Origin of the sequence: Terribacillus jepli, from assembly GCF_047228925.1 — a bacterium.
In the GTDB taxonomy this organism is placed as follows: domain Bacteria; phylum Bacillota; class Bacilli; order Bacillales; family Amphibacillaceae; genus Terribacillus.
In genome coordinates this window covers 41,756-68,346 of the sequence record NZ_JBFEGH010000008.1, presented here as the reverse complement: position 1 = coordinate 68,346, position 26,591 = coordinate 41,756, and the positions used below count along the sequence as shown (strand labels likewise).

Annotated in this window: 24 protein-coding genes; all 24 read left to right on the top strand. The window is 47.0% G+C overall.

Annotation, left to right across the window (positions count from 1 at the left end; translation table 11 throughout):
* Positions 1-77 precede the first annotated feature (77 nt).
* Positions 78-4,370, top strand: a complete 4,293-nt coding sequence (locus AB1K91_RS10570) for a PolC-type DNA polymerase III (protein ID WP_413089819.1) — start codon at positions 78-80, stop codon at positions 4,368-4,370.
* 277 nt (positions 4,371-4,647) lie between these two features.
* On the top strand, positions 4,648-5,121 hold the full coding sequence (gene rimP, locus AB1K91_RS10565; RefSeq protein ID WP_413089818.1) for a ribosome maturation factor RimP: 474 nt from the start codon (positions 4,648-4,650) through the stop codon (positions 5,119-5,121).
* A gap of 14 nt (positions 5,122-5,135) precedes the next feature.
* Positions 5,136-6,239, top strand: coding sequence for a transcription termination factor NusA (gene nusA, locus AB1K91_RS10560; protein WP_413089817.1), 1,104 nt, complete (start codon positions 5,136-5,138; stop codon positions 6,237-6,239).
* A 15-nt stretch (positions 6,240-6,254) separates the two neighbouring features.
* Positions 6,255-6,530 (top strand): RNase P modulator RnpM, encoded by a 276-nt coding sequence (gene rnpM, locus AB1K91_RS10555; protein WP_413089816.1) that lies wholly within the window; start codon positions 6,255-6,257, stop codon positions 6,528-6,530.
* Positions 6,523-6,840 carry a L7Ae/L30e/S12e/Gadd45 family ribosomal protein gene (locus tag AB1K91_RS10550; RefSeq protein WP_093726559.1) on the top strand — a complete coding sequence of 106 codons (318 nt, stop codon included), beginning with the start codon at positions 6,523-6,525 and terminating at the stop codon, positions 6,838-6,840. The genes rnpM and AB1K91_RS10550 overlap by 8 nt, the downstream gene beginning before the upstream one ends.
* A gap of 4 nt (positions 6,841-6,844) precedes the next feature.
* Positions 6,845-8,998, top strand: coding sequence for a translation initiation factor IF-2 (gene infB / locus AB1K91_RS10545; RefSeq protein WP_413089815.1), 2,154 nt, complete (start codon positions 6,845-6,847; stop codon positions 8,996-8,998).
* Positions 8,995-9,273: a DUF503 domain-containing protein gene (locus tag AB1K91_RS10540; protein WP_413089814.1), complete on the top strand. Its 279-nt coding sequence runs from the start codon at positions 8,995-8,997 to the stop codon at positions 9,271-9,273. Before infB ends, AB1K91_RS10540 begins: the two co-directional genes overlap by 4 nt.
* A 30-nt stretch (positions 9,274-9,303) precedes the next feature.
* Entirely contained in the window at positions 9,304-9,654 is a 351-nt protein-coding gene (gene rbfA, locus AB1K91_RS10535) for a 30S ribosome-binding factor RbfA (RefSeq protein WP_095214740.1), read from the top strand.
* A 75-nt stretch (positions 9,655-9,729) separates the two neighbouring features.
* A complete protein-coding gene (truB, locus tag AB1K91_RS10530) occupies positions 9,730-10,650 on the top strand; it encodes a tRNA pseudouridine(55) synthase TruB (protein WP_413089813.1) in 921 nt (306 codons plus the stop codon).
* A complete protein-coding gene (locus tag AB1K91_RS10525) occupies positions 10,637-11,575 on the top strand; it encodes a bifunctional riboflavin kinase/FAD synthetase (protein ID WP_413089812.1) in 939 nt (312 codons plus the stop codon). The genes truB and AB1K91_RS10525 overlap by 14 nt, the downstream gene beginning before the upstream one ends.
* A gap of 137 nt (positions 11,576-11,712) precedes the next feature.
* Positions 11,713-11,982 carry a 30S ribosomal protein S15 gene (gene rpsO / locus AB1K91_RS10520; RefSeq protein WP_093726553.1) on the top strand — a complete coding sequence of 90 codons (270 nt, stop codon included), beginning with the start codon at positions 11,713-11,715 and terminating at the stop codon, positions 11,980-11,982.
* A 137-nt stretch (positions 11,983-12,119) separates the two neighbouring features.
* Positions 12,120-14,246: a polyribonucleotide nucleotidyltransferase gene (pnp, locus tag AB1K91_RS10515; RefSeq protein ID WP_413089811.1), complete on the top strand. Its 2,127-nt coding sequence runs from the start codon at positions 12,120-12,122 to the stop codon at positions 14,244-14,246.
* A gap of 112 nt (positions 14,247-14,358) precedes the next feature.
* Positions 14,359-15,312: a polysaccharide deacetylase family protein gene (locus tag AB1K91_RS10510; protein ID WP_413089810.1), complete on the top strand. Its 954-nt coding sequence runs from the start codon at positions 14,359-14,361 to the stop codon at positions 15,310-15,312.
* Positions 15,313-15,352: 40 nt separating this feature from the next.
* Positions 15,353-16,567, top strand: a complete 1,215-nt coding sequence (locus AB1K91_RS10505; RefSeq protein ID WP_413089809.1) for a M16 family metallopeptidase — start codon at positions 15,353-15,355, stop codon at positions 16,565-16,567.
* Between the two features lie 16 nt (positions 16,568-16,583).
* Positions 16,584-16,814, top strand: a complete 231-nt coding sequence (locus tag AB1K91_RS10500) for a YlmC/YmxH family sporulation protein (RefSeq protein ID WP_093726550.1) — start codon at positions 16,584-16,586, stop codon at positions 16,812-16,814.
* A gap of 149 nt (positions 16,815-16,963) precedes the next feature.
* The gene (gene dpaA, locus AB1K91_RS10495; protein WP_413089808.1) at positions 16,964-17,842 is read left to right on the top strand and encodes a dipicolinic acid synthetase subunit A; all 879 of its coding nucleotides are present in this window, start codon (positions 16,964-16,966) and stop codon (positions 17,840-17,842) included.
* A 15-nt stretch (positions 17,843-17,857) separates the two neighbouring features.
* A complete protein-coding gene (gene dpaB / locus AB1K91_RS10490; protein ID WP_413089807.1) occupies positions 17,858-18,448 on the top strand; it encodes a dipicolinate synthase subunit B in 591 nt (196 codons plus the stop codon).
* A 121-nt stretch (positions 18,449-18,569) separates the two neighbouring features.
* The gene (locus AB1K91_RS10485) at positions 18,570-19,619 is read left to right on the top strand and encodes an aspartate-semialdehyde dehydrogenase (RefSeq protein WP_413089806.1); all 1,050 of its coding nucleotides are present in this window, start codon (positions 18,570-18,572) and stop codon (positions 19,617-19,619) included.
* 9 nt (positions 19,620-19,628) lie between these two features.
* Positions 19,629-20,840, top strand: coding sequence for an aspartate kinase (gene dapG / locus AB1K91_RS10480; protein ID WP_413089805.1), 1,212 nt, complete (start codon positions 19,629-19,631; stop codon positions 20,838-20,840).
* Between the two features lie 35 nt (positions 20,841-20,875).
* Complete coding sequence (gene dapA / locus AB1K91_RS10475; protein WP_413089804.1) at positions 20,876-21,739, top strand: 4-hydroxy-tetrahydrodipicolinate synthase; 864 nt, start codon at positions 20,876-20,878, stop codon at positions 21,737-21,739.
* 100 nt (positions 21,740-21,839) lie between these two features.
* The gene (locus AB1K91_RS10470) at positions 21,840-22,571 is read left to right on the top strand and encodes a ClpP family protease (protein WP_413089803.1); all 732 of its coding nucleotides are present in this window, start codon (positions 21,840-21,842) and stop codon (positions 22,569-22,571) included.
* A complete protein-coding gene (locus AB1K91_RS10465) occupies positions 22,568-22,777 on the top strand; it encodes a YlzJ-like family protein (RefSeq protein WP_093726543.1) in 210 nt (69 codons plus the stop codon). Before AB1K91_RS10470 ends, AB1K91_RS10465 begins: the two co-directional genes overlap by 4 nt.
* Before the next feature lie 152 nt (positions 22,778-22,929).
* Positions 22,930-25,233 carry an FtsK/SpoIIIE family DNA translocase gene (locus AB1K91_RS10460; protein WP_413089802.1) on the top strand — a complete coding sequence of 768 codons (2,304 nt, stop codon included), beginning with the start codon at positions 22,930-22,932 and terminating at the stop codon, positions 25,231-25,233.
* A 220-nt stretch (positions 25,234-25,453) separates the two neighbouring features.
* Positions 25,454-26,524, top strand: a complete 1,071-nt coding sequence (locus tag AB1K91_RS10455; protein ID WP_413089897.1) for a BMP family lipoprotein — start codon at positions 25,454-25,456, stop codon at positions 26,522-26,524.
* The last annotated feature ends 67 nt before the right edge of the window (positions 26,525-26,591 follow it).

Genomic DNA, 26,591 nt, shown 5'->3' with positions numbered 1-26,591 from the left:
ACATGTACAAGCCCTTGTCAAATCTTTGACAGGGGCTTTCGCAAGACCGCAGTACACTAGCGGGGGAGGAGAAGTCAATGAGTCTAAGCCAAAATGAAAAAATGGACATGCTCCTTGAGCAGATCCAGCTAGATGAAGAAACCATTGCAGCTCATTTCAAGGAGAGTCAGCTGGAGAAATTGGAAGTGGACCCAAAAGCGAAGTCCTGGCATTTTCATTTTCAACTGGAGAATCTGCTGCCGCCAACTATATATAAAATCTTCACTGCCAAGCTGACAGAAGCATTTGCACATATCGCTGCTGTGAACTGGTCGATCCGTTGTGTCACGAATACGGTCGAAAGTGACCATATCAAGGATTATTGGAAGGATTTCGTTCTTACTTATCCCAAATTATCACCTGCCTACAAGGATTTGGTACAAACACAGGTTCCAGTAGTTAACGGTAATAAGATTATGTTAACTGCAAGGAATGAAGCGGAAGCAAGCGCTTTGAAAAAAAGGCTGGAACCTGCTTTCCAAACTTATTGTGAGAAAATCGGTGCTGGTCTTTACATGCTCACGGTCACTGTCCAGGAACAAAACATGGAGGAATTGACCAAATTCCGTGAGCAAAAAGCGATGGAAGACAGCTTGCTCGTCCAAAAAGCAATCAAGGATTCCGAAGAACGGGCGAAGAAACAGGAGGAAGCTCCGCAAGGTCCTGTTATGATCGGTTATGGTATCAATGACGAGATTACACCGATGCAGGATATCCAAGACGAGGAACGCCGCATGGCAGTCCAGGGTTATGTATTTGATGTGGATATAAGAGAATTGCGCTCTGGCCGCCACTTGCTTATTGCAAAAGTGACGGATTATACAGACAGCTTCCAAATCAAAATGTTTTCCAAAGGCAATGAAGATGCAGATAAATTCAAACAGCTCAAAAAGGGTATGTGGATAAAGGCGCGCGGAAGTATTCAGACAGACAACTTCACCAATGAGCTGACCATGATGGCAAATGACATCAATGAAATAACTGTCACTCTACGTAAGGATGAGGCTGAAGAAGGGGAAAAACGTGTCGAGCTGCATGCTCATACGCTCATGAGTCAAATGGATGCTGTGACATCAGCCAGCCGTTTGATCGAGACAGCAGCAAGGTTCGGTCATGATAGTATTGCAATCACCGATCATGCTGTCGTGCAGAGTTACCCGGAAGCATTCGCTGCTGGTAAGAAGAACAATATCAAAGTCATTTATGGTTTGGAAGCCAACCTCGTCGATGATGGTGTACCTATCGCTTACAATAGTAAGGATATCGATTTGGAAAAGGCGACGTATATCGTATTTGACGTAGAAACGACAGGTTTATCCGCCTCCTACGATAAAATCATCGAATTGGCTGCCGTCAAATTCCATGATGGGGAGATCGTCGACCGCTTCGAGCGATTTGCCAATCCGCATCAAAAACTTAGCCAGACAATCATCGACCTTACTGGTATCACTGATGATATGCTTGTGGATGCGCCTGAAATCGAGGAGGTCTTAAACGATTTCCATGCTTGGATGGGTGACGATGTACTTGTTGCACATAACGCAAGCTTCGATATGGGCTTTTTGAATCAAGGCTTCAAGCGAATCGGTTTGGAGAAGGCGCCGAATGCTGTCATTGACACATTGGAGCTTGCCAGATTTTTGTTTCCGCAGCTGAAGAACCACCGGCTGAATACGCTTTGTAAGTTCCTTGATATTGAACTGACGCAGCATCACCGGGCGATTTATGATACGGAAGCAACCAGCTATTTATTATGGCGATTGCTGAAGGAAGCGTTCAAGAAAGAGATAATGAACCATGACCAGCTCAATAATTACATGGGGGAAGGGAATGCCTATCAACGCTCCCGCCCATACCACTGTACGATTTATGTACAGAATGAAGTCGGCTTGAAAAATATGTACAAGCTCGTCAGCATGTCCCATGTGGATTACTTCTACCGTGTTCCGAGAATTCCTCGTTCCAAGCTTGAGCAGCATCGGGAGGGCTTGATCATCAGCTCCGGCTGTGACAAAGGTGAAGTGTTCGAAGCAATGATGCAAAAATCAAAGGAAGATGCAGCAGAAGCCGCAGCCTTTTATGATGTAATCGAGATACAGCCGCCATCCAATTATTATCATTTGATTGAAAAAGAACTTGTGCAGAATGAGGCACATCTGTTTGATATCCTGCGTAATCTTGTCGAGCTTGGCGAAGATTTGGCGAAGCCGGTGGTGGCAACCGGCAATGTGCATTACATCGAAGAACACGAAAAGCAGTACCGCAACATTTTGATCAAGACACAGAATGGTAATCCGCTTAGCAGGCAGTCATTGCCGGATGTACATTTCCGCACAACGAGCGAGATGATTGCTTGTTTTGATTTCCTGCCTGCAGAAAAGGCAAAAGAAGTAGTTGTAACCAACACACAGAAAGTGTCGAACATGATAGAAGATGTGAAGCCGGTCAAAGAAGATTTATACACGCCCAACATCGATGGTGCTGAGGATGAAATGCGCCAGATGAGCTATGACCGCGCACGCAGCATTTATGGCGACCCTTTGCCGGAAATAGTTGAGAAACGGATTGAAAAAGAATTGAAAAGCATCATCGGCCACGGTTTTGCCGTTATCTATCTTATTTCGCATAAACTGGTGAAAAAATCACTGGACGACGGATATTTAGTCGGGTCCCGGGGGTCGGTCGGTTCGTCACTGATAGCAACACTTACCGATATCACCGAAGTAAACCCGCTGCCGCCGCATTATGTGTGCCCAAGCTGTAAATACAACGAATTCTTCAATGATGGTTCGGTTGCCAGCGGCTATGACCTGCCAGAAAAAGCATGTCCGACATGCGGCGAAACATTGAAGCGGGATGGTCAGGATATCCCGTTCGAAACATTCCTTGGATTCAAAGGAGACAAAGTTCCCGATATCGACTTGAACTTCTCCGGTGCTTACCAGCCGCAAGCCCATAACTACACGAAGGTGCTTTTCGGGGAAGATAAAGTTTACCGTGCCGGTACGATTGGCACCGTCGCTGAGAAAACTGCTTATGGCTATGTGAAGGGCTATGCCAGTGATAATCAGCTCCATATCCGCAATGCGGAAGTGGATCGGCTGGTCCAAGGGTGTACGGGTGTGAAAAGAACGACCGGTCAGCACCCTGGTGGTATAATTGTTGTACCGGATGACCAAGATATATATGACTTCACACCGATCCAATATCCTGCGGATGATCGCAATTCGGAATGGCGGACGACCCACTTCGACTTCCATTCCATTCACGATAATCTGCTGAAACTGGATATACTCGGACACGATGATCCGACCGTCATCCGCATGCTTCAGGATTTGTCCGGTATCGATCCGAAGACGATTCCGACAAATGATCCGGAAGTGATGAAGATTTTTTCCGGAACGGAATCATTAGGTGTGACACCAGAACAAATCATGTGTAAAACGGGTACACTTGGTGTACCGGAGTTCGGTACACGTTTCGTCCGTCAAATGCTGGAAGACACTAATCCGTCGACATTTGCCGAACTGGTCCAGATATCCGGACTTTCCCACGGTACCGATGTGTGGCTTGGCAACGCCCAGGAACTGATCAACAGCGGCATTTGCACCTTGCCTGAAGTAATCGGCTGTCGAGATGACATCATGGTTTATTTGATGCACCGTGGTCTAGACTCATCACTCGCCTTTAAGATCATGGAGTCTGTCCGTAAAGGGAAAGGGCTGCAGGATGAATGGGTCGAAGAGATGAAGAAGAACAATGTACCTGATTGGTATATCGACTCATGTCTGAAGATCAAGTACATGTTCCCGAAAGCACACGCAGCTGCATATGTCCTTATGGCCGTACGGATTGCTTACTTTAAAGTGCATCATCCGATTCTTTTCTATGCAGCGTATTTCAGTGTACGCGCAAGTGATTTCGAGCTGGATACGATGATCAAAGGACCGGAAGCAATCCGCCAGCGTATCAACGAGATCAATCAAAAAGGACACGATGCTTCTCCAAAAGAGAAGAACCTTGTTACTGTATTGGAGCTTTCACTGGAAATGTGCGAGCGTGGATTCCACTTCCAGCGAGTAGACTTGTACAAGTCCAGTGCGACAGATTTCCTGGTGGACGGGGACAGTTTGATTCCGCCATTCAACGCCATTGACGGACTGGGGACCAACGCGGCGCTCAATATCGTGAAAGTACGGGAAGATGGGGAATTCCTTTCGAAGGAAGATCTTCGTGAGCGGAGCAGGATCAGTAAGACGGTATTGGAGTATATGGATCAGCATGGCTGTCTGGAAGGAATGGCCGACCAGAACCAGCTTTCGCTATTCTAACGGGATTCTTGCCTAAACAAGAAACTTGTGGTATATTATCCAATAGCGGTATTGATACGAACCAGATCAAGAGTGGGATTACCCACTCTTTTTCATACCCATGGATTCGGCATCAAATTTGTAAGGGGAGCGCCTCTTCGTTGTTTTGTAGCAAAAAGCACATGATAAACATTGTTCCCTTGCTTCCATTTCGGGCAAGGGTTTTCTATTGAGAGGCACACCCTACCCGATAAAAAGTAATATTCGCCTGAAAGCGTGCAGTAAAGGAGGAAGCATTTTGGCAGCCAATATAACGGAAGTTACGGAAAGCTATCTACAACCAATCATGGAGGAGCTGCAGCTGGAGCTGGTCGATGTGGAATTCGTCAAGGAAGGCAAGAACTGGTTCCTGCGTGTCTACGTTGATAAAGCTGGAGGCATCGATATCGAGGAATGTGCCATCGTTTCAGAGAAATTGAGTGCAGTCCTCGATGAGAATGATCCGGTTGATTTCCCGTACTTCCTGGAGGTTTCTTCGCCAGGAGCGGAAAGACCGCTGAAAACAAAACAAGCAATCACAAACAGTATCGGCAAGACAGTCTATGTGAAACTGTACGAGCCGATCGATAATGAGAAAGAGTACCAAGGTACATTGAAGGCGTTCGAAGACGATGTATTGACATTGGAAGTCATGATCAAAGCGAGGAAGAAGGAAGTGTCCCTTCCATATGAGAAAATCGCGAAGGCACGTCTGGCTGTAACGTTTAACTAAAGGGGGATATACGAGTGAGCAGCGAGCTTTTTGATGCCATTACTTATTTGGAGAAAGAGAAAGGGATTAATAAGGATGTCCTGATCGAAGCGCTGGAAGCAGCCTTGATCTCCGCTTATAAAAAGAACTTCAAGTCCGCGACCAATGTACGCGTCGATTTGAATGAAACAACTGGATCCATGAAAGTGTTCGCCCGCAAGGATGTTGTCGAGGAAGTCGAGGACAGCCAGCAGCAAATGACGCTCGATGAGGCTCGTGCCATTTCTGGTACGTACGATATCGGCGATGTCGTTGAAATCGAAGTGACACCAAAAGACTTCGGCCGTATTGCAGCGCAGGCTGCGAAACAAGTGGTCACACAGCGCGTGCGTGAAGCAGAGCGCGGCGTCATCTTCAGTGAATATGCTGATCGGGAAGAAGATGTCATGACTGGTATCGTTTCCCGCAATGATCCAAGATTCATCTATGTGGATCTTGGCAAAATCGAGGCAAAGCTGCCGGAAAGCGAGCAGATGCCGACAGAAAAATATGAGATTCATGATCGCCTGAAGGTGTACGTGACAAAAGTGGAGAACACAAACAAAGGACCGAGCATCTTCGTTTCCCGGACCCATCCAGGTCTATTGAAGCGATTATTTGAAATGGAAGTGCCGGAAATCTATGATGGTACTGTAGAAATCCGCTCGGTCGCTCGTGAGGCAGGGGACCGTTCGAAGATTTCCGTCTACGCTTCCCAAGCGGAAGTCGACCCGGTCGGCTCTTGTGTTGGTCAGCGCGGTCAGCGTGTCCAAGCAATCGTGAATGAACTCAAAGGTGAAAAAATCGATATCGTTGAGTGGTCTGAAGATCCTGTCGAGTATGTATCCAATGCCCTCAGTCCTTCCAAAGTCATCTCTGTATTGGTTGATGAAGAAGAAAAAGCGACAACGGTCATCGTGCCTGACTACCAGCTTAGCCTTGCCATTGGTAAGCGCGGTCAAAATGCACGCCTGGCAGCGAAATTGACAGGCTGGAAAATCGATATCAAATCCGAGACAGAAGCACGTGAACTCGGGTTATTGACTGATCAGGATACAGAAGCTATGGACTTCGACGATTTTGACGAAGACACATATTGATAAGGGGCGCTGTATATGAAACAAAAGAAGGTTCCGCTTCGAAAATGTGTGGTTTCCAATGAAATGAAGCCGAAACAGGAATTGATCCGGGTCGTCCGCAACAAAGAAGGCGAAGTTTTCGTGGATGAGACCGGCAAGAAGAATGGCCGCGGTGCGTATGTCTCCAAGGATGCGGCTGTCATTGCAAAAGCGAAGAAACAAGATACGCTGGCGCGTCACTTGAATGCACAGATCGATGATTCTATTTATGAAGAACTTGAGCGATTAGCAAAGGTCAGCACTCATGAGTAAAAATTATTTGAATTTGTTAGGGCTTGCTGTGCGTGCCGGACAATGCACCTTCGGGGAAGAAGCGATTGTCCGGGATGTCCAACGGCAAAAAGCAAAGCTAGTAATAGCTGCCAGTGATATCGGTCCCCAAACCTTGAAGAAACTTCGCAACAAGACCGATTTCTACAACATCGCCTTTTGGCAGGTGGAGGAGGACCGGGAGCAATTATCACAAGCGATTGGTAAATCCGGCAGAGTCGCAATTGCCATTTTGGATAAAGGCTTTGCAGACAAATTGAAATCTTTGCTCACTGAATCCACTCGGAGGTGAACGTATGTCAAAGATTCGTGTTTACGAATACGCAAAAGAGAAAAACGTTTCCAGTAAGGAAATCATCAATAAACTTAAAAGTATGAATATCGAAGTGTCCAATCATATGTCCATGATCAATGAATCGGCAAAGGACAGATTGGATAAAAGCTTCACAGGAAAAAGCGCGGGTAGCGAGAAAGTAGCGATTAAAACGGGGAACTCAGCAAACACATCCAACTCAGCAAATAACAATGGTCAGAACAACAAGCCGAAAAGTAAAGCCGGCGGCGGACAAAACCGCAACCAGCAGCGCAATGGCAATAAAAAACCTGGCAAGGGCGGACAGAACAATAACAGACGCGGCGGCCGGAACAACAATCGTAACCAAAAAGCTCCGCAGCAGAAACGTCCGGAAATGCCGACTCCAGATAAAATTACCTTCAAAGGGTCTTTGACTGTCAGTGAATTGGCAGCCAAGCTTCACAGGGAGTCCACGGAAATCATCAAGAAACTCTTCCTCCAAGGCGTCATGGCAACGAAAAACCAGGACTTGGATAAAGATGCAATTGAAATGATTTGCTTAGAGTACAATGTCGAAGTGGAAGAAGAAGTAGACGTTGATGTAACAGATCTGGATAACTATAAAATCGAAGATAAAGCAGAAGACCTTCAGGAACGTCCTGCTGTCGTTACGATCATGGGACACGTTGACCACGGTAAAACAACTTTGCTTGATTCCATCCGTGACACGAAAGTGACCGAAGGCGAAGCAGGCGGAATCACGCAGCATATCGGTGCGTATCAAGTTGAAGAGAATGGCAAGAAAATCACTTTCCTTGATACTCCTGGTCACGCAGCTTTCACAAGCATGCGTTCCCGCGGTGCGCAAGTAACGGATATCGCGATTCTAGTCGTAGCTGCCGATGATGGTGTTATGCCGCAGACAGTCGAAGCGATCAACCATGCCAAAGCTGCAGGAGTACCGATCATCGTAGCGGTAAACAAAATCGACTTGGAAGGTGCTAACCCGGATCGAGTCATGCAAGAGCTTACGGAACATAGCCTGATCCCTGAGGATTGGGGCGGAGATACGATTTTCGTCCAGCTTTCTGCGAAAAAACGCGAAGGTATCGATGATCTGCTTGAAATGATCCTGCTCGTAACCGAGGTTGAAGAATTGAAAGCGAACCCGAACCGCTCGGCAGAGGGAACAGTAATTGAAGCACAATTGGATAAAGGACGCGGTCCGGTAGCAACATTGCTTGTTCAGAACGGTACACTTAATGTCGGTGACAGCATTGTTGTCGGTAATGCATACGGCCGTGTACGTGCGATGGTCAATGACTTGGGCCGCCGTGTGAAAATAGCGCCGCCTTCCACACCAGTCGAGATCACTGGCTTGAACGTTGTGCCTAATGCGGGTGATCAGTTCATGGTATTCAAAGACGAGAAGCAAGCTCGTCAAGTCGGTGAAGCAAGACAGCAAAAGCAAGTGGAAGAAAATCGTTCCACTGGTGCACGTGTCAGCCTTGATGACCTGTTTAACCAGATCAAGCAAGGGGAAGTGAAAGATATCAACCTAATCGTGAAAGCGGACGTGCATGGTTCTGTGGAAGCGATGGCTGCATCTTTGGAAAAAATCGAAGTCGAAGGCGTTAAAGTCCGCATCATTCACACAGGTGTCGGTGCGATTACAGAATCCGATGTCATCCTGGCATCTGCTTCGAATGCAATCATCATCGGATTTAACGTACGTCCGGATGCCAATGCGAAAAAAGCAGCAGAATCTGAAAACGTCGATATCCGTCAGCATCGCATCATCTACAAAGTAATCGAGGAAATCGAATCCGCAATGAAAGGGATGCTTGATCCTGAGTTCGAAGAGAAAGTCATCGGACAAGCGGAAGTTCGCCAAATCATCAAGGTGTCCCGTATCGGTACGATTGCCGGAAGTTATGTGACAGAAGGTAAAATCACACGTGATTCTTCCATCCGTGTCATCCGTGACGGCATCGTAATCGTCGAGGATGAAATCGATTCCTTGAAACGATTCAAGGATGATGTCCGTGAAGTTGCCACAAACTATGAGTGTGGAATCACATTGAAGAACTTCCACGACCTTAAAGAAGGCGACACATTCGAAGCATACGTGATGGAAGAAATCGAAAGAAAATGATTCTGGCTGCGGTTGTAGAGTGTATGATCTATGACGCGCATTCCCTCAAGGATAAGCGTTCGGTCGTCAAACGGATCACCACAAGGATCGGGGGATCGTTCAATATCGCCATCAGCGAAGCAGACTACCATGATCTATGGCAGCGCACTTGCTTCGAACTGGTGACGACATCCCCCGACCGTGTCAGGGCTGAACGTGTGATGGATCAGGCGCTTGCCTTGATTGATTCTTTTCCGGAGATTGAGAGAACAGCCACTGAAAAGCAGTGGCTTTAGCATCCCTCCGAATGACGATGAGGTGATTATATGAGTGAATTACGAGCAAATCGTGTCGCAGAGCAGATGAAAAAAGAGCTTGGCGATATTATATCCAGAAAGATCAAAGATCCGCGAATCGGCTTTGTGACGGTGACAGATGTGGAAGTGACTGGTGACCTGCAGCAGGCGAAAGTTTATATCTCCGTCCTTGGCGAAGAGAAGCAAAAGCATAATACGCTTCTTGGATTGGCGAAAGCAAAAGGATTCATCCGCTCAGAGATCGGCAGGCGCATACGTTTGCGCAAGACACCAGAGCTGGCATTTGAATTCGACGAAGCTGTAGAACAAGGTAATCGAATCGAACATCTCTTGAAGGAGCTCAACGATTCCGACAGATAAGAGACGATGGAGAATCCCTTTGCCCTTCATGGGAGGAAGGGATTCTTTTTTACATAGTACAAAGGAGTGCTGGCATTGAATGGGATCCTGGCATTATGGAAACCAAAAGGGATGACTTCCCACGATTGCGTGTTCAAGGCGCGCAAAATATTGCAAACGAAAAAGATTGGGCACACAGGTACATTGGATCCGGACGTAGAAGGCGTGTTGCCGCTCTGTATCGGCCAAGCAACAAAGATTGTTCCCTATTTGACGGACACGTCCAAAACCTATGTCGCAGAGGTGACGATCGGTACCGCAACAGAGACAGAGGACAAAAGCGGCACTGTGATCGAGGAAAAGCCGGTCACTGAACCGATTCCTTTGCATGCTATCGAGTCGGTCCTCCAGCAGTTCACCGGAGAAATCGAACAAGTACCGCCTATGTATTCCGCGGTCAAGGTGGCGGGGCGTAAATTGTATGAATATGCTCGGAAAGGGCAGGAAGTAGAGCGTCCCATCCGACAGGTGACGATACATGAAATCGTCCTGGACAAAGCATCTGTAAGCGAAAATGGAAGTGTGTTCCGGTTCACCGTCAGCTGCTCGAAAGGTACTTATGTCCGTACCCTTTGTGTGGATATAGGCAAAGCACTTGGCTATCCTGCCCACATGAGCAGCCTGGAACGGATACAGGCAGGAGCATTTCGTACACAGGATACGGTCACTTTTGCTAAAATGGAAGAGGCAATGGAAGCAGGCAGTATGGAACAATTGCTGCAGCCGATCACGAAGGCGATAGAATTCATGCCTCTGATCGAGGCAGACGCCGTGATTGAACAAAAGGTCAGGTACGGCCAGCGACTCACACGACCGGCAGAAGCGGATCTCTATCGTGTACAAAAGGGTGATCAGCTTCTCGGGATTTATGAGACGCACCCTGCCTATCCACATTTACTGAAGCCAAAACGAGTATTCGTATCAGGGAAAGCAGGAGGCACAGATGCAAACGATTAAACTACATTATTCAGAAACGATGAAACTGGATGACATGCCTGCAGTCAGTGCAGCTATCGGCTTTTTTGATGGCATTCACCGCGGGCATCAGGAGGTCATACACCGGGCAATCGATGCTGCTCGTGAAAAACAGCTGAAAAGCGCGGTCATTACCTTCCATCCGCATCCATCCGTCGTATTGGGAAAAGCGGATACAAGAGAAGATTATCTAACCCCGCTCCGTGAAAAAGAGGCGATTCTAAAGAGTATGGGTATTGATTATCTGTATTTGATCGGCTTTACGAAAGAGCTTGCTGGTCTTAGTCCCGAAAATTTCATCGAGCGCTTTATCAACGGACTGGCAGTGCGCCATCTTGTATCTGGTTTCGATTTCACCTACGGCAAGAAAGGTGCAGGGAATGCGGATACCCTTCAGGAAGCTGCCACGCAGCAAGCTTTCTCTTATGAAGCGGTGGCGAAAGTGGAAAGTGAAAAAGAGAAAATCAGTTCGACGAAAATCCGTCAGCTTGTTTCCGATGGAGAGGTGGAAGCGGCCATCGAGCTGCTCGGTCATCCGCTCACATTGACTGGAGAAGTCATCACTGGTGATCAGCGCGGACGCACTATCGGATATCCGACAGCGAATATCCGCATCGAGGAGGATTATTTCCTGCCTAAAGTGGGCGTTTATGCTGTAGACATAATGATCAAGGGCAAAACCTACGCCGGGATGGCGAACCTCGGTTTCAAACCAACTTTCCAGCAAGATGCCGTCGCTCCGAATCTGGAAGTGCACATACTCGATTTCGATGAACAGATTTATGGCGAGGAAGTTACCGTATCCTGGCGTAAATTCATCCGGGAGGAAGTCAAATTCAACGGAATTGAAGCACTTGTTGCACAGCTGGACCGCGATAAAGAACAGATCAGCGCATATTTTGCATAGAATGTTGTCCAAGAGACTTGCAATCTGTCTGCAAAAAGTGTAATCTGGACTATGGAAAACCTTCGCTTGGCAATTCGCTACTCCGGCGATTGCTCGGGGAATGGGGTTACTATCAGATTTTTTAGGAGGAATAACAAATGGCAATCTCTAAAGAGCGCAAGAATCAACTGATCGCAGAATACAAAACACATGACACTGATACTGGTTCACCAGAAGTGCAAATCGCTGTTTTGACGGAGGAAATCACTACACTTAACGATCACCTTCGTACACACAAAAAAGATCACCATTCACGCCGTGGCCTATTGAAAATGGTTGGTCGTCGCCGTCACTTGTTGAACTATCTTCGCGAAAAAGATGTTACACGTTACCGCGAACTAATCCAAAAACTTGGCCTACGCCGATAAGATTGACTAAAAAGCGGGAATTTTTCCCGCTTTTTCTATAGGAGAAAACCTATTATACATAGTGTAAACGGGACCTGGACTGGTGCATAATACAAAGACAGGGTCCAATGTAAGATTAACGAGAGGGGCTTTAATTAATGGCAGACCAAAAACAAGTGTTCTCCACCGAAATTTCCGGACAGACTTTCACTGTCGAAATTGGAGAACTTGCCAAGCAAGCGAACGGCGCTTGTCTCATCCAGTACGGCGATACTTCCGTACTGTCCACTGTCACAGGTTCGAAGGAACCGAAGGACTTGCCGTTCTTCCCATTGACAGTGAACTACGAAGAAAGACTATATGCAGTAGGTAAGATCCCAGGCGGTTTCATCAAAAGGGAAGGGCGTCCGAGTGAGAAAGCAGTACTCGCATCACGTCTGATCGATCGTCCGATTCGTCCTTTATTCCCGGATGGATTCAGAAACGATGTGCAAGTGATCAGCATGGTCATGAGTGTGGATCAGGATTATTCTTCTGAAATCGCAGCAATGATCGGTTCTTCCATTGCAATCAGCATCTCTGATATCCCATTCCATGGTCCGATAGCGGGTGTCGTAGTAGGTCGTGTCGACGGAGAATTCGTTATCAACCCGACGAAGGAACAGCAAGAGAAAAGTGATATCGATCTGTCTGTAGCTGGAACAAAAGATGCAATCAACATGGTGGAAGCAGGCGCGCAGGAAGTGCCTGAGGATATCATGCTGGAAGCTATCATGTTCGGTCACGAAGAGATCAAGCGGCTTGTCGCTTTCCAGGAAGAGATTGTCGCTGCTGTCGGCAAAGAAAAAATGGAAGTCCAGCTCTTCGATTTGGACAAGGAATTGACGGAAGATGTCAAGAACCGCTGCTACGATCAACTGAAAGCGGCAATCGAAGTGCACGAGAAGAAAGCGCGTGAAGCGGCGATCAGTGACGTCAAGAACGAGATGGTCGCATTCTATGAAGAGCAGGAAGCAGACGAGGATACAATCAAGCAAGTCAAGGGCATCCTGGACAAGCTTGTGAAGGAAGAAGTCCGCCGTGCCATCACGAAAGACAAAATCCGTCCTGATGGTCGTGGCGTCGATGAGATTCGTCCATTGTCTTCCCGCATTGGTGTACTACCTCGTACACATGGATCTGCATTATTCACACGGGGTCAGACTCAGGCACTTAGTGTTTGTACATTGGGCGCACTTGGCGATGTGCAGATTCTTGATGGGTTGGACACAGAAGAAACGAAGCGTTTCATGCATCATTATAACTTCCCTCATTTCAGTGTTGGGGAGACAGGACCGATCAGAGGACCAGGCCGTCGTGAAATCGGACATGGTGCCCTTGGTGAGCGTGCTTTGGAGAAGGTCATTCCTTCCGAGAAGGATTTCCCGTATACAATCCGTCTTGTATCCGAAATCCTTGAATCGAACGGTTCCACGTCCCAGGCTAGCATTTGTGCCAGCACAATGGCGATGATGGATGCCGGTGTTCCGATCAAGGCGCCGGTAGCAGGTATCGCAATGGGACTGGTTAAATCTGGTGATGATTATACGATCCTTACTGATATCCAAGGCATGGAAGATGCACTGGGCGATATGGACTTCAAAGTTGCCGGTACCGAAAAAGGCGTTACAGCTCTGCAGATGGATATCAAGATCGAAGGCTTGAGCCGGGAAATCCTTGAAGAGGCACTTACACAAGCGCGTAAAGGCCGTTTGGAAATCCTCGGTCATATGATGTCTACTATCAGTGAGCCGAAAGAGGAGCTGTCTGCATATGCTCCGAAAATCCTGACCATGACAATCAATCCGGATAAAATCCGCGATGTCATCGGGCCAAGCGGTAAACAAATCAATAAAATCATCGAAGAAACTGGTGTCAAAATCGATATCGAACAAGATGGTACAGTATTCATCTCTTCCACTGATTCTGCGAAGAACGAACTAGCGAAACAGATCATCTCAGACATCGTACGTGAAGTCGAAGTCGGTGAAGTGTATGAAGGAACAGTCAAACGAATCGAGAAATTCGGTGCCTTCGTTGAATTATTCAAAGGGAAAGATGGCTTGGTTCACATCTCCGAACTTGCGGAAGAACGCGTAGGCAAAGTGGAAGATGTCGTGAAAATCGGCGATAAGCTGAAAGTGAAAGTAAAAGAAATCGACCGTCAAGGACGAGTGAACCTTTCACATAAGCAATTATTGATCGAAGCCAAAAAGGAAAAAGAACAGCAGGAATCTGCTGAATGATAAGCAAAAGGGAAGAAACTGGTTCAGCCAGTTTCTTTTTTTACGGATAAAGATATTATGCTTGTTCTTCCTTGTCCCAGCCCTTCATAAGCTAGATTAGGGAGGGATGGGAATGCACCGGATTATCATTCACCTAATCGTATTCATCACACTGATATTTCTGCTTATCGACAGCGGTCACGCGCCGTTCCAGACAGCATCTGTCGCTCATCATCCGGTTTTTTCTGAGGTAGCAGTACGAACAGATGAAGAAGAATTGCGGCAGGAAATAGAAGCAGTTCGCAAAGAAGTCGAACGGCCGGCTGAAAATGCACGAATCGATAAGATATGGAAGAAGGTGCCCGGAAAGGCAGGTACCAAGGTAGACATCGATGCTTCCTTGGAGAAAATGAAGAAAGCTGGTATGTTTGATCGAGAGCTGCTTGTAATCGAAGAAGTAAAGCCGGAAATCACGCTTGATGAGCTGCCAGCATCCCCAATATACCGTGCCAGGGAAGACCAGGAGCAAGTCGCCTTATTGATCAATGTATCATGGGGAGAAGACCATATTCCATCAATCTTGCAAACGTTGAAAGATGCAAATGTGAAGGCTAATTTCTTCATCGAAGGAAAATGGGCAAAGGAACATAATCAGCTTGTCGAGATGATCAAAGAAGAAGGACATGTCATCGGGAACCACGCATACAACCATCCTGATATGAAAAAAATGAGCAAAACGGACTCGGCAGAGCAAATAAGTCAGACGAACGAAATAATCCATGCCATAACAGGTGACAAGCCAGTCTATTTTGCCCCGCCGAGCGGCAGCTTCAATGACGGGGTCATCCAAGCTGCCAATGACCAGCAGATGGAAACGATTCTTTGGTCAGTCGATACCATTGATTGGCAAAAGCCGACAGTTCCTGTTATGATGAAACGCGTGACCGAAAAACTGCATCCTGGAGCTTTCATCCTCATGCATCCTACCCCTGTCGTGGAGGCAGGGCTGGCAGATATGCTAAAGGTGATTGAGGAGAAGGGGTACAGTGTGTCTACTTTGGATACGATATTGAATGAAGGAAGATAATGGTACAGTATGATGTACTGTTGATTGGGAGGATTTGATTTTGCTGCAGAAGCATACATGCAAAAATGGTCTAAGAGTGGTAGTGGAAAACATGCCATCAGTACGGTCTGTTACGATTGGCATTTGGATTTTGACAGGTTCAAGGAACGAAGAAGAGAAAAACAATGGTTTGTCTCACTTTTTGGAGCATATGTTCTTCAAAGGGACGAAGAATCGTTCTGCCAAAGAGATAGCCGAGGCTTTCGATGCCATCGGAGGCATGGTTAATGCATTTACTTCCAAGGAATTTACATGCTATTACGCCAAAGTGCTGGACACGCATAAAGATTTTGCACTGGAAGTATTAGCTGACATGTTCTTTGAATCGCAGTTCGCGCAGGAAGAAATCGAGAAGGAGCAGAAAGTCGTTTTGGAAGAAATCAAGATGGCAGAAGATACGCCAGATGATATCATCCATGATTGGCTTGCTGAAGCTGCTTATGGCAAGCATCCGCTTGGATTGCCGATTCTCGGTACAGAAGACACACTGATGAGTTTTACCGGTGAATCGGTAAGGAATTACAAAGAATCGCATTATGTACCGGAGAAAATGGTCGTGTCTGTTGCCGGGAATGTTGATGAATCTTTCATCAAGACCGTGGAGGGGCATTTTGGAGCCTTTCAGGCTGATTCAGCTCACCGGACACTTGAAGAGCCTCCATTCAATCCGAATATGATTAGCCGATCCAAGGAAACGGAACAAGCTCATTTGGCAATCGGTTATCAAGGGTTGAAATTGGATGATCCATCAAGCTATAGCCTGATGGTAGTGAACAATGTCTTGGGCGGCAGCATGAGCTCGAGATTGTTCCAGGATGTCAGGGAAGAAAAGGGCTTAGCTTATTCTGTGTATTCCTATCACAGTACGTACATGGATAGCGGCATGCTCACTATTTATGCCGGAACGGGCAAAGAACAGCTGGATGAGCTCCAGAAAACGATTTTCGAGACGCTTTCGAAGCTGAAAGCAGACGGCATCACCGAAAAAGAATTCAACAATACGAAAGAACAGCTGAAAGGGAACTACATGCTTGGCTTGGAGAGTACAAACAGCAGAATGAGCCGGAATGGCCGAAATGAACTCTTGCTTGGCAAGCACCCATCTTTGAATGAATTGATTGAAAGAATCGACAATGTAACGATGGATGATGTGGACGCTGTCATTCAGGAGATCTTCGGCAAAGAACAGGCAACGGCGATTGTCGCACCAAAATAAAAGGAGCTGATCTGCTTTGCGTTTCAAGGACATAGGGGATAAAGAGATCATTGATGTGAACAATGGCGAACGTTTAGGTGTTCTTGGTCAGACCGATATCGAGTTCAACCCAGTCACTGGAAAAATCGATGCATTTCTCATACCGAATTATAAATGGTTCGGGTTGCGCAAGGAAGGCAGTGATAATCGCATCGCCTGGGAGGAAATCCAGACAGTCGGGAAACATATGATACTTATAAAGACGTAAATCTTGCCAGTGCATGATGCACTGGCTTTTTTGTGTTCGCATCATGCTCCAATTCAATCACTCCTTACGGTATTCCTCATATGATAACTGGAAAGCAACTATCTCAATGAAAAGATGTATGAAAATATGTTCTAGAGCGAGGTGAGAGTTTGACCACTGAATTGACTATCGCTGTTCTTGGCGGTGATGCCCGCTACTTGGAGATGATTCGCAGCTTGCAATGCAGTGCGAATGCATCTGTATTTGCGGTGGGCTTCGAACAAATCAGTCAAAGCTTCACCGGCGGTATCCAGCGAGAACTGGATGACCTGGATCCACAGAGTCTGAATGCGATCATCCTTCCGATTCCCGGAGTTGGTCCTGATGGGCAGATTGCAACAGTATTTTCTGATAAAAGTATTCAATTGTCGGAAAGCTGGATGGATCGATTGCCCAAGGATTGTGTCATTTTTACAGGTATCACAAACGACTATCTGACAGATTTGTGCAAAAAGCGGAATTTGCGTCTGGTGTCCCTTTTCGACAGGGATGATGTCGCGATCTATAATTCGATTCCAACAGCCGAAGGTGCCATTATGACAGCCATCAAACATACGGATTTCACCATCCATGGCTCGAAAGTCGTCGTGCTTGGTTTCGGGCGCGTCGGTACGAGCGTGGCAAGTAAATTCGATGCACTCGGTGCCGATGTCCATGTCGGTTCCATCCACGATGCTGATATTGCCCGGATAAGCGAAATGGGAATGCATGCCTTTTTCCTCGAAAGTCTTCCGGAAGTGATCAAAGATAGTGATATCCTGATCAATACCATTCCAGCGCTTGTCGTGAAGAAAGCCATCCTTGAGCAGCTGCCTACACAGACGCTGATCATCGACCTTGCTTCCAAACCAGGCGGAGTAGACTTCGACTATGCGAAAAAACGAGGCATCCAGGCCATCCACGCCTTGAGCCTGCCGGGCATTGTCGCCCCGAAAACTGCCGGCAATATTTTGTCTGTCGTCATCAAACAGATTTTAACAAACAGCTAAAAGGAGGAGTATTATATGAGTTTGGCAGGAAAACGGATCGGATTCGGTATTACGGGCTCCCACTGTACGTACAGCGAAATTTTTCCGCAAATCGAACAGCTCGTGAAGCTGGGAGCGGAAGTAGTGCCCGTCGTCAGCAACACGGTTCAATTCACTGACACATATTTCGGGGATGCCAAGGATCATATGCAAAAAATCAGTGATTTGACGAAAACGACCATCATCCGCACGATCCCGGAAGCAGAGCCGTTAGGTCCTCGTGAACCGCTGGATTGTATGGTGGTGGCGCCGCTCACCGGAAACAGCATGTCGAAGCTTGCCAATGCACTGACGGATAGCCCGGTGCTGATGGCGGTGAAAGCAACAGTACGGAATGGGAAACCGATCGTGCTCGGAATCAGCACGAATGATGCCCTCGGCCTCAACGGTGTCAACTTGATGCGGCTCATGGCAGCGAAATATATGTACTTCATCCCGTTCGGACAAGACGATCCATTCAATAAGCCTAACTCCCTTGTTGCTGATATGACAAAGCTTCCGGAGACGATTGAAGCTGCCTTGGAATATAAGCAGCTGCAGCCCGTATTAGTCCAACGTTTTTCCTAAACTCCTCAAACGATAACCTATGACAGAAAAATTATGATAGAATAGTGCTAGCGTTAAATAAAGCTAGTGTAGCAACTATATAATACGTATCCATTCAGATAGACAGAGGAGAGGGTTTTTCATGACACAGCAAGGTTATCATATCGCAGTAGTAGGCGCGACAGGCGCTGTAGGGCAAAAGATGCTGGAGACTCTTGCAGAACGCGATTTTCCAATCGGTGAGCTATCCTTATTATCTTCCAGCAGATCCGCTGGACAGCAAATAGATTTCAAAGGCAAGAGCTATACTGTGAAGGAAGCCAAACCGGAGAGCTTTGAAGGTGTCGATATCGCACTGTTTTCTGCAGGCGGTTCCGTTTCCAAGGCATTGGCCCCCGAAGCAGTGAAGCGCGGCGCAGTAGTTGTCGATAATACGAGTGCATTCCGTATGGATCCGGAAGTACCGCTTGTTGTACCGGAAGTGAACGAGGATGATCTGAAGCTTCATAAAGGTATCATCGCAAACCCGAACTGTTCCACAATCCAGATGGTTGCAGCGCTGGAGCCACTGAAAGAAGCATACGGGCTTTCCCGTATCATCGTCTCTACTTATCAAGCTGTGTCCGGAGCTGGAGCTGTCGCAATCGACGAATTGAAAAACCAAGCGCAGCAATTCCTTGATGGAGAAGACATGGAGGCAAGCGTCCTTCCAGTAAAAGGCGATAAACGCCACTTCCCGGTAGCATTTAATGCGCTCCCGCAAATCGATGTGTTCCAGGAAAATGGTTACACATATGAAGAAATGAAAATGATCAATGAAACGAAAAAAATCATGCATGCAGAGGATCTTCACGTTTCGGCTACTTGTGTACGATTGCCAGTCTTCACATCCCATGCCGAGAGTGTCTATGTCGAGCTCGGCCAAAGCGGCCTGACTGTCAAGGACATTCAAGAGAAATTGGCGGCCGGAGAAGGAATTGTGCTGGAAGATGATCCAAGCACACAGACTTATCCGACTCCGCTTTCTGCCGCTGGCAAAAAAGAAGTATTCGTAGGAAGAGTGCGCAAGGATCTGGATCATGACAACGGATTCCACATGTGGATCGTATCAGATAACTTGTTGAAAGGTGCAGCGTGGAACAGTGTCCAAATCGCGGAACGCTTGATCCAACATAACTTGCTTACAGTCTGAGGTGTAAAAATGAAAGTGTTAGTCCAGAAATTCGGCGGAACGTCTGTAAGAGATAATCAGACGGAAGCCATTCAGCATATAGAGGCAGCCCTGAAGCTCGGGAATAAGGTAGTGGTCGTCGTATCGGCAATCGGGCGATATCCTGATCCATATGCAACCGACTCCTTGCTTGGACTGATCGGTGTGCCCGGTGAGACGCATATTTCCAAACGGGAGAAGGACTTGCTGCTTTCCTGCGGCGAGGTCATCTCCTCCGTCGTCTTTTCCAATGCGCTTAATGCAAAAGGAATCAAAGCCGCCGCATTGACCGGAGCCCAGGCTGGTTTCATCACAAATGAAGAATTCACAGCTGCGAAAATCAAGGAAATGCGGGTCGATAGGATTTGGGAAGAGCTCAAGACACATGATGTCGTCGTTGTAGCCGGCTTCCAAGGTATGACAGAAGATGGGGAGATCACGACCATCGGCCGGGGCGGCAGCGATACATCCGCAGCTGCTCTCGGTGCTGCTTTACAAGCGGAATATGTCGACATCTTCACGGATGTGGAAGGCATCATGACTGCCGATCCTCGCGTTGTCGAAGAAGCTCGTATGCTGGATGTCGTCACATATACGGAAATTTGCAACCTGGCATATCAAGGTGCGAAAGTGGTGCATCCGCGCGCTGTGGAGATCGCGATGCAGGCTAAAGTCCCGATGCGTGTGCGTTCAACCGGTTCTCTCTCAGAGGGAACGCTCGTCACATCATCCAGGGAGAGCTTTGCTGGTAAGGATATCCCAGACCGCTTGATTACCGGGATTGCACATCTGGCCGGCATCTCCCAAATCAAAATCGAAACCGATACGGATGCGTATAAAACACAGTCCAGTGTTTTCAAAGCGATGGCTGAGGCAAATATTTCGGTCGATTTTATCAATATTTCGCCAAATGGTGTCGTATACACGATTGCCGCCGAGCAGGTCATGCTTGCAGAGGGTATCCTTCAGGATCTTGGCCTGAAACCAAAGGTGATCAACAACTGTGCGAAGGTTTCCCTTGTCGGTGCCGGTATGACAGGCATTCCCGGCGTGACAGCAAAAATTGTCCAAACATTGACGGATAAGGAAATCGACATCCTGCAATCAGCTGACAGCCACACGACCATTTGGGTATTGATTAATGAAAAAGATCTTGTAGCAGCAGTGAACGCGCTTCATACGACATTCGAGCTGAGTCTATAAGATCTGATAATTGTTGAAGACAGAGGAGTTTTACGATGAAATTCGGTAAAATTATTACAGCGATGGTAACGCCATTCGATAACGATGGGAAAATTGATTTTGATGCCACTACCCGTTTGCTCGATTATTTGATCGAAAACGGGACAGACGCTGTCGTCGTAGCTGGCACGACCGGTGAATCGCCGACACTTTCCCACGGAGAAAAGCTTGAGCTGTTCCGACATGTGGTAAAAACAGCGGGCGGTCGGATTCCGATTATCGCTGGGACAGGAAGCAATAACACGCAGGACAGTATCGAACTGACAAAGGAAGCAGAAGACATCGGAGTCGATGCTGCCCTGATCGTTGCGCCTTACTACAACAAGCCCAATCAGCGCGGATTATATGCGCATTTCGAAGCAGTGGCCAATAGCACGAAGCTGCCGATCATGCTTTATAATATTCCGGGGCGATCCGTTGTGAAAATCGAAGCGGAGACAGTGATTGAGCTTTCAAAGATAGCAAACATTGTTTCTGTGAAGGATTCCACTGGAGATTTGAGCAGCATGACGAAGGTCATTGCAAGTACGCCTGATGATTTCAGCCTGTACAGTGGTGATGATGATTTGTCCCTTCCGGTAGCTGCCATCGGCGGTGATGGCATCGTGTCCGTCTCTTCCCATGTTGTCGGCAATGAAATGCAGGCTATGCTGCAGGCATTTGAAGCAGGTAATGTCGTAGAAGCTGCCCGTATCCACCAGCAAATTCTGCCGGTGATGCAAGGCATGTTCCAAGCACCGAGTCCGACCCCGGTGAAAGAAGCATTGAATCAAAAAGGCGTCACAGTAGGCGGTGTCCGTTTGCCACTTGTCGAACTGACAGAAAAAGAGAAAGAAAACATCAGCAAGCTCTTGAAATAATCGACGATAGAAGCAGGAGGATACTCTCCTGCTTTTTGTATATGTATGCCGCTCGGCTCGCTGTCCATACTAAAAACAAGTATGGAAAGGAGCTAGGAAAATGGCAAAGGAACGTAATGATAATCAAGAGAATGAAAACGAAGAATCCGGCGGGAAATCCATCCTTGAAAAAATTCAGCAGCTCGGACAGACATCGGTTGCCCAGGCACCTGACTCCCATGTTCATGTGCTGTCCATCATCGGTCAGATTGAAGGGCATATGCAGCTGCCTCCGCAAAATAAAACGACGAAATATGAGCATGTCATCCCTCAATTGATTGCAATCGAACAGAATCCGAAGATAGAGGGATTGATAGTACTGATGAATACAGTCGGAGGAGATGTGGAAGCAGGGCTTGCCATATCGGAGATGATTGCTTCACTTTCCAAGCCTTCTGTCTCCATCGTCCTTGGAGGCGGGCATTCGATCGGGGCACCGATTGCTGTGAGTACGGATTACAGTTTCATCGTACCGACCGCGACGATGACGATCCATCCGATCCGACTGACCGGACTCGTCATCGGTGTACCGCAAACCTTTGAATACTTGGATAAGATGCAGGATCGGGTCATCAGCTTCGTCACCTCCCATTCTTCGATTACAGAGGATAAATTCAAAGAGCTCATGTTTGCCAAAGGTAATCTGACACGTGATATTGGTACAAACGTGGTCGGAACCGATGCAGTTTCTTTTGGGCTGATCCATGAAGTCGGCGGTGTGGAGCATGCGATGAAGAAGCTGAATGAATTGATGGATCAGCGAAAAGCAGCCCTGAATGGGGAATTGCAATGATTTTATATACACCCCTTGCAGCCGAGGATATCTTCCCTGCCGAGACGACACAATTTGATTCTCATCAAGTTATGCAATACAGGGGGAGGACGGTTCAGGCTGAGCATCTGGGTAACGGCATGTATCGTGTCCATCAGTTACTATCGACCGATCCAGCTGATTTCCTGGATGAAAACTGTGCCCCCGGGAAGTTATTCTCTTTATAAATGAATACGTATGTTCGTCTTTTTGTATCCTGTGTTATACTGATTAGGATGGCAAATTGATGCATGAAATAGAAAACCCTTGTCGTTGGCAGGGGTTTTCTTTACATCTAAAGAAGTACATAAGCAATGTAAAACAAGGAGATTAAGCTACAATGGCTAAACGAAAAACAAAAAAACGTCAAACCAAGTTCAAGCAAGTGATGAGCTATGAAGTAATCGGACTGTTATTGGTATTTCTGGCAGTGTTCGGCAGTGGAGCGGGAGCCATCAGTGATGGGGCCATACCTAATGCGCTTGAGCATATATTCCGCTTCTTCTTCGGAAGCTGGTATTTCCTGCTTGCTGTTTTTATGGGCGGAGTGGGCATCTATTTGATGGCACGATGCAAAAAACCGAATCTGCTTCATAAGAAGCTGATCGGGCTGTATCTTATCACTGCTGGTATCCTGCTGTTTACCCATATCCAAGCATTTGAGGACAAGCTGAGTCAAGTGGAACAGCCCTCCATCATCAAAACGACTTGGAACTACTTTTTAGCATATATACAAGATACGATCGATCCTGCCGCTTTAGGAGGTGGGATGATAGGAGCTATCCTTTTCGCGTTGAGTTATTATCTGCTTTCAGCGACAGGTGCCAAGATCATCGCCTTCTTCCTTGTAGTCATCGGGATACTGATTTTAAGCAATACATCCCTTTCTTCTGTCGTCCAAAAAATGGTCGATGCCGTGAAAAAAGGGGCAAGTGCATCTTCGGCTAAGATGAAAGACAAGCTTTCGGAGAACAAGGAGCGTAAAAGGACAGAACGCCCGCGAGTAAAGCCAAAACGCAAGCCAGTGTTGGCTGAGAAAGAAGAAGCAGCGGAAGCAGAACCGGTTCACGAAGAACCGATCATCCAGGACTTCACGAATATTGCATATGCAGATCCGGAACCGGAAATCATCGAGCCTAAACAAGAGGCACCGCCTAAAGAGGTGGAAGAAGAGCCAGCTGATGAGAAAGAGGCGCTGCCAGCCTCCGAGCTGGAAAACAGAGATTATCAGCTGCCTAGCATCTCATTGCTGAAACAGCCGAAGAAAAACAGTCAGAAACAGGAACGCTCCCAAATACAGGCTGTCGCACGCAAGCTCGAACAGACATTCCAGAGCTTTGGCGTCAAAGCAAAGGTAAGCAAGGTTCATGTCGGTCCGGCCGTGACGAAGTATGAAGTGTATCCGGATACCGGGGTGAAGGTGAGCAAGATTGTAAATCTCCACGATGACCTGGCCCTGGCACTTGCAGCCAAGGATATCCGGATCGAAGCACCGATACCAGGCAAATCGGCAGTCGGTATCGAGGTGCCGAATAAGGAAGTCGCAAGCGTATCTTTGCGGGAAGTGCTCGATAATAATCAGATGAAGGCTGGTTCCAAGTTAAGCTTCGCGCTTGGTCGTGACATTTCCGGAGAGTCGGTCGTGGCCGAATTGAACAAAATGCCCCACCTTCTTGTGGCAGGTGCTACCGGAAGCGGTAAAAGTGTGTGCATCAACGGCATCATCACAAGCATCCTCATGCAGGCGAAACCACATGAAGTCAAGATGATGATGATCGATCCGAAAAAAGTGGAGCTGAATGTGTATAACGGTATTCCGCATCTGCTGACGCCTGTTGTGACAGATCCAAAAAAAGCATCAAGAGCCTTGAAAAAAGTTGTAGCGGAAATGGAGCGACGATACGATCTGTTCTCCGATTCCGGTACGAGAAATATCGAAGGTTACAATGCCTATATCAAAAAGCAAAATGAACAGAGTGAGGAAGAACAGCCTTTCCTGCCATTCATTGTCGTATTAGTAGATGAGCTTGCCGACTTGATGATGGTTGCTTCCAGTGAAGTGGAGGATGCCATCACAAGACTGGCACAGATGGCACGTGCTGCAGGAATCCATTTGATCATCGCCACGCAGCGTCCATCTGTCGATGTCATTACCGGTGTCATCAAGGCAAACATTCCATCCCGGATTGCCTTTAGCGTAAGTTCCCAGATCGATTCCCGGACGATCCTTGACAGCGGGGGTGCCGAGAAGCTGCTCGGACGGGGGGATATGCTTTTCGTTCCAGTCGGCACTTCCAAGCCAACTCGAATCCAAGGTGCCTTTCTATCGGATGAAGAAGTGGAGAAAGTTGTCAATCATTGTATCCAGCAGCAGAAAGCACAATATCAGACCGATATGATCCCGGAGGAAGAACAGGATGTACAATCTGAAGTCGAGGATGAATTATATCATGATGCCGTCTTTCTCGTGACGGATATGCAGAGTGCCAGCGTATCCATGCTGCAGCGCAGGTTCCGCATCGGCTATACAAGGGCAGCCCGTTTGATAGATGCGATGGAAGAACGCGGTGTCGTAGGACCTTATGAAGGAAGCAAGCCGCGGCAAGTGCTAGTATCGAAGTCGACAGAGGACAAACTTTCGTAGGGCATAGTTTTTATGAAAAGCATCAAAATCTAGTTGAATCACCCCAAATAAATCGAAAATATTCGTGTTTTTTGTAAAATAAGTATTTATTTTCTGTAAAAAAGATGTTATATTATGTTCGAGTGAAGCAAATGTAGTAATTATGACCTAATAATCTACTAATTATGTATCATGCTTCAACTTAGCTATCAATCTATATTTGGGGGTTTCTATCTTGAAAATGCGTCGTTATGCAGTACTTTTAGGTTTGATCCTTGTTGTTGGCGTCGTGCTTAGTGCATGCGGATCAGGCAGCAGCTCAGGGCAAGGCGGAAGCGATGACAGCTTCAAAACAGCAATGGTTACCGATACTGGCGGTATCGATGATAAATCATTCAACCAATCCGCTTGGGAAGGTCTTACAAAGTTCGGAGAAGACAATGACCTAAAAGAGAAAGAAGGCTATGATTACCTTCAATCAAACAGTGCATCTGATTATGCAGCAAACTTGAATCGCCTTGTGCAATCCAACACGGATCTGATTTTTGGTGTCGGGTTCAAGCTTGCAGAGGATATCGGTAAGGTTGCTGATCAGAACAAAGAAACGCATTTTGCCATCATTGACTCCGTCGTAGAAAAAGATAATGTAGCGAGCATCGTGTTCGAAGAGCAGCAAGGCTCTTTCCTTGCAGGTGTAGCTGCCGCGACAAAGTCCGAATCCGGTAAAATCGGCTTCGTTGGTGGAGAAGAAAGTGAATTGATCAAGAAGTTTGAAGCAGGATACGTAGCTGGTGCGAAATCAGTCAATAAAGATATCGAAGTGGATGTACAGTATGCTGGATCCTTCGGTGCACCTGATAAAGGTAAATTGATTGCATCCAACATGTACAACTCCGGCGTAGATGTCATCTATCATTCTGCCGGCGGTACTGGTAATGGTGTTTTCGCCCAAGCAAAAGACTTGAAAAACAATGATCCAGAAGGAAACTACTGGGTAATCGGTGTTGACCGTGACCAGTATGATGAAGGCCAAATCGGAGACAACAACGTGACATTGACAAGCATGCTGAAAGCTGTTGATGTTGCAGTGGCTAGAGTAGCCCAGGACTCCAAAGATGGCGAATTCCCTGGTGGAGAAATCGTATCATTCGGTTTGAAAGATGATGGAATCGGTATTGCAGAAACAAACACAGAAGCATACACAGACGATATCAAATCAGCTGTAGATGAATGGAAGCAAAAGATCATCGATGGTGATGTAACTGCTCCGGGTACGGCTGACGAACTGAAAGCATATGTAGATTCTCTATAAGAAAACAGGAAGGCTAGAGTACGCACTCTAGCCTTTTATAAAAAATCATCAACTGAAGCGTCTTTTA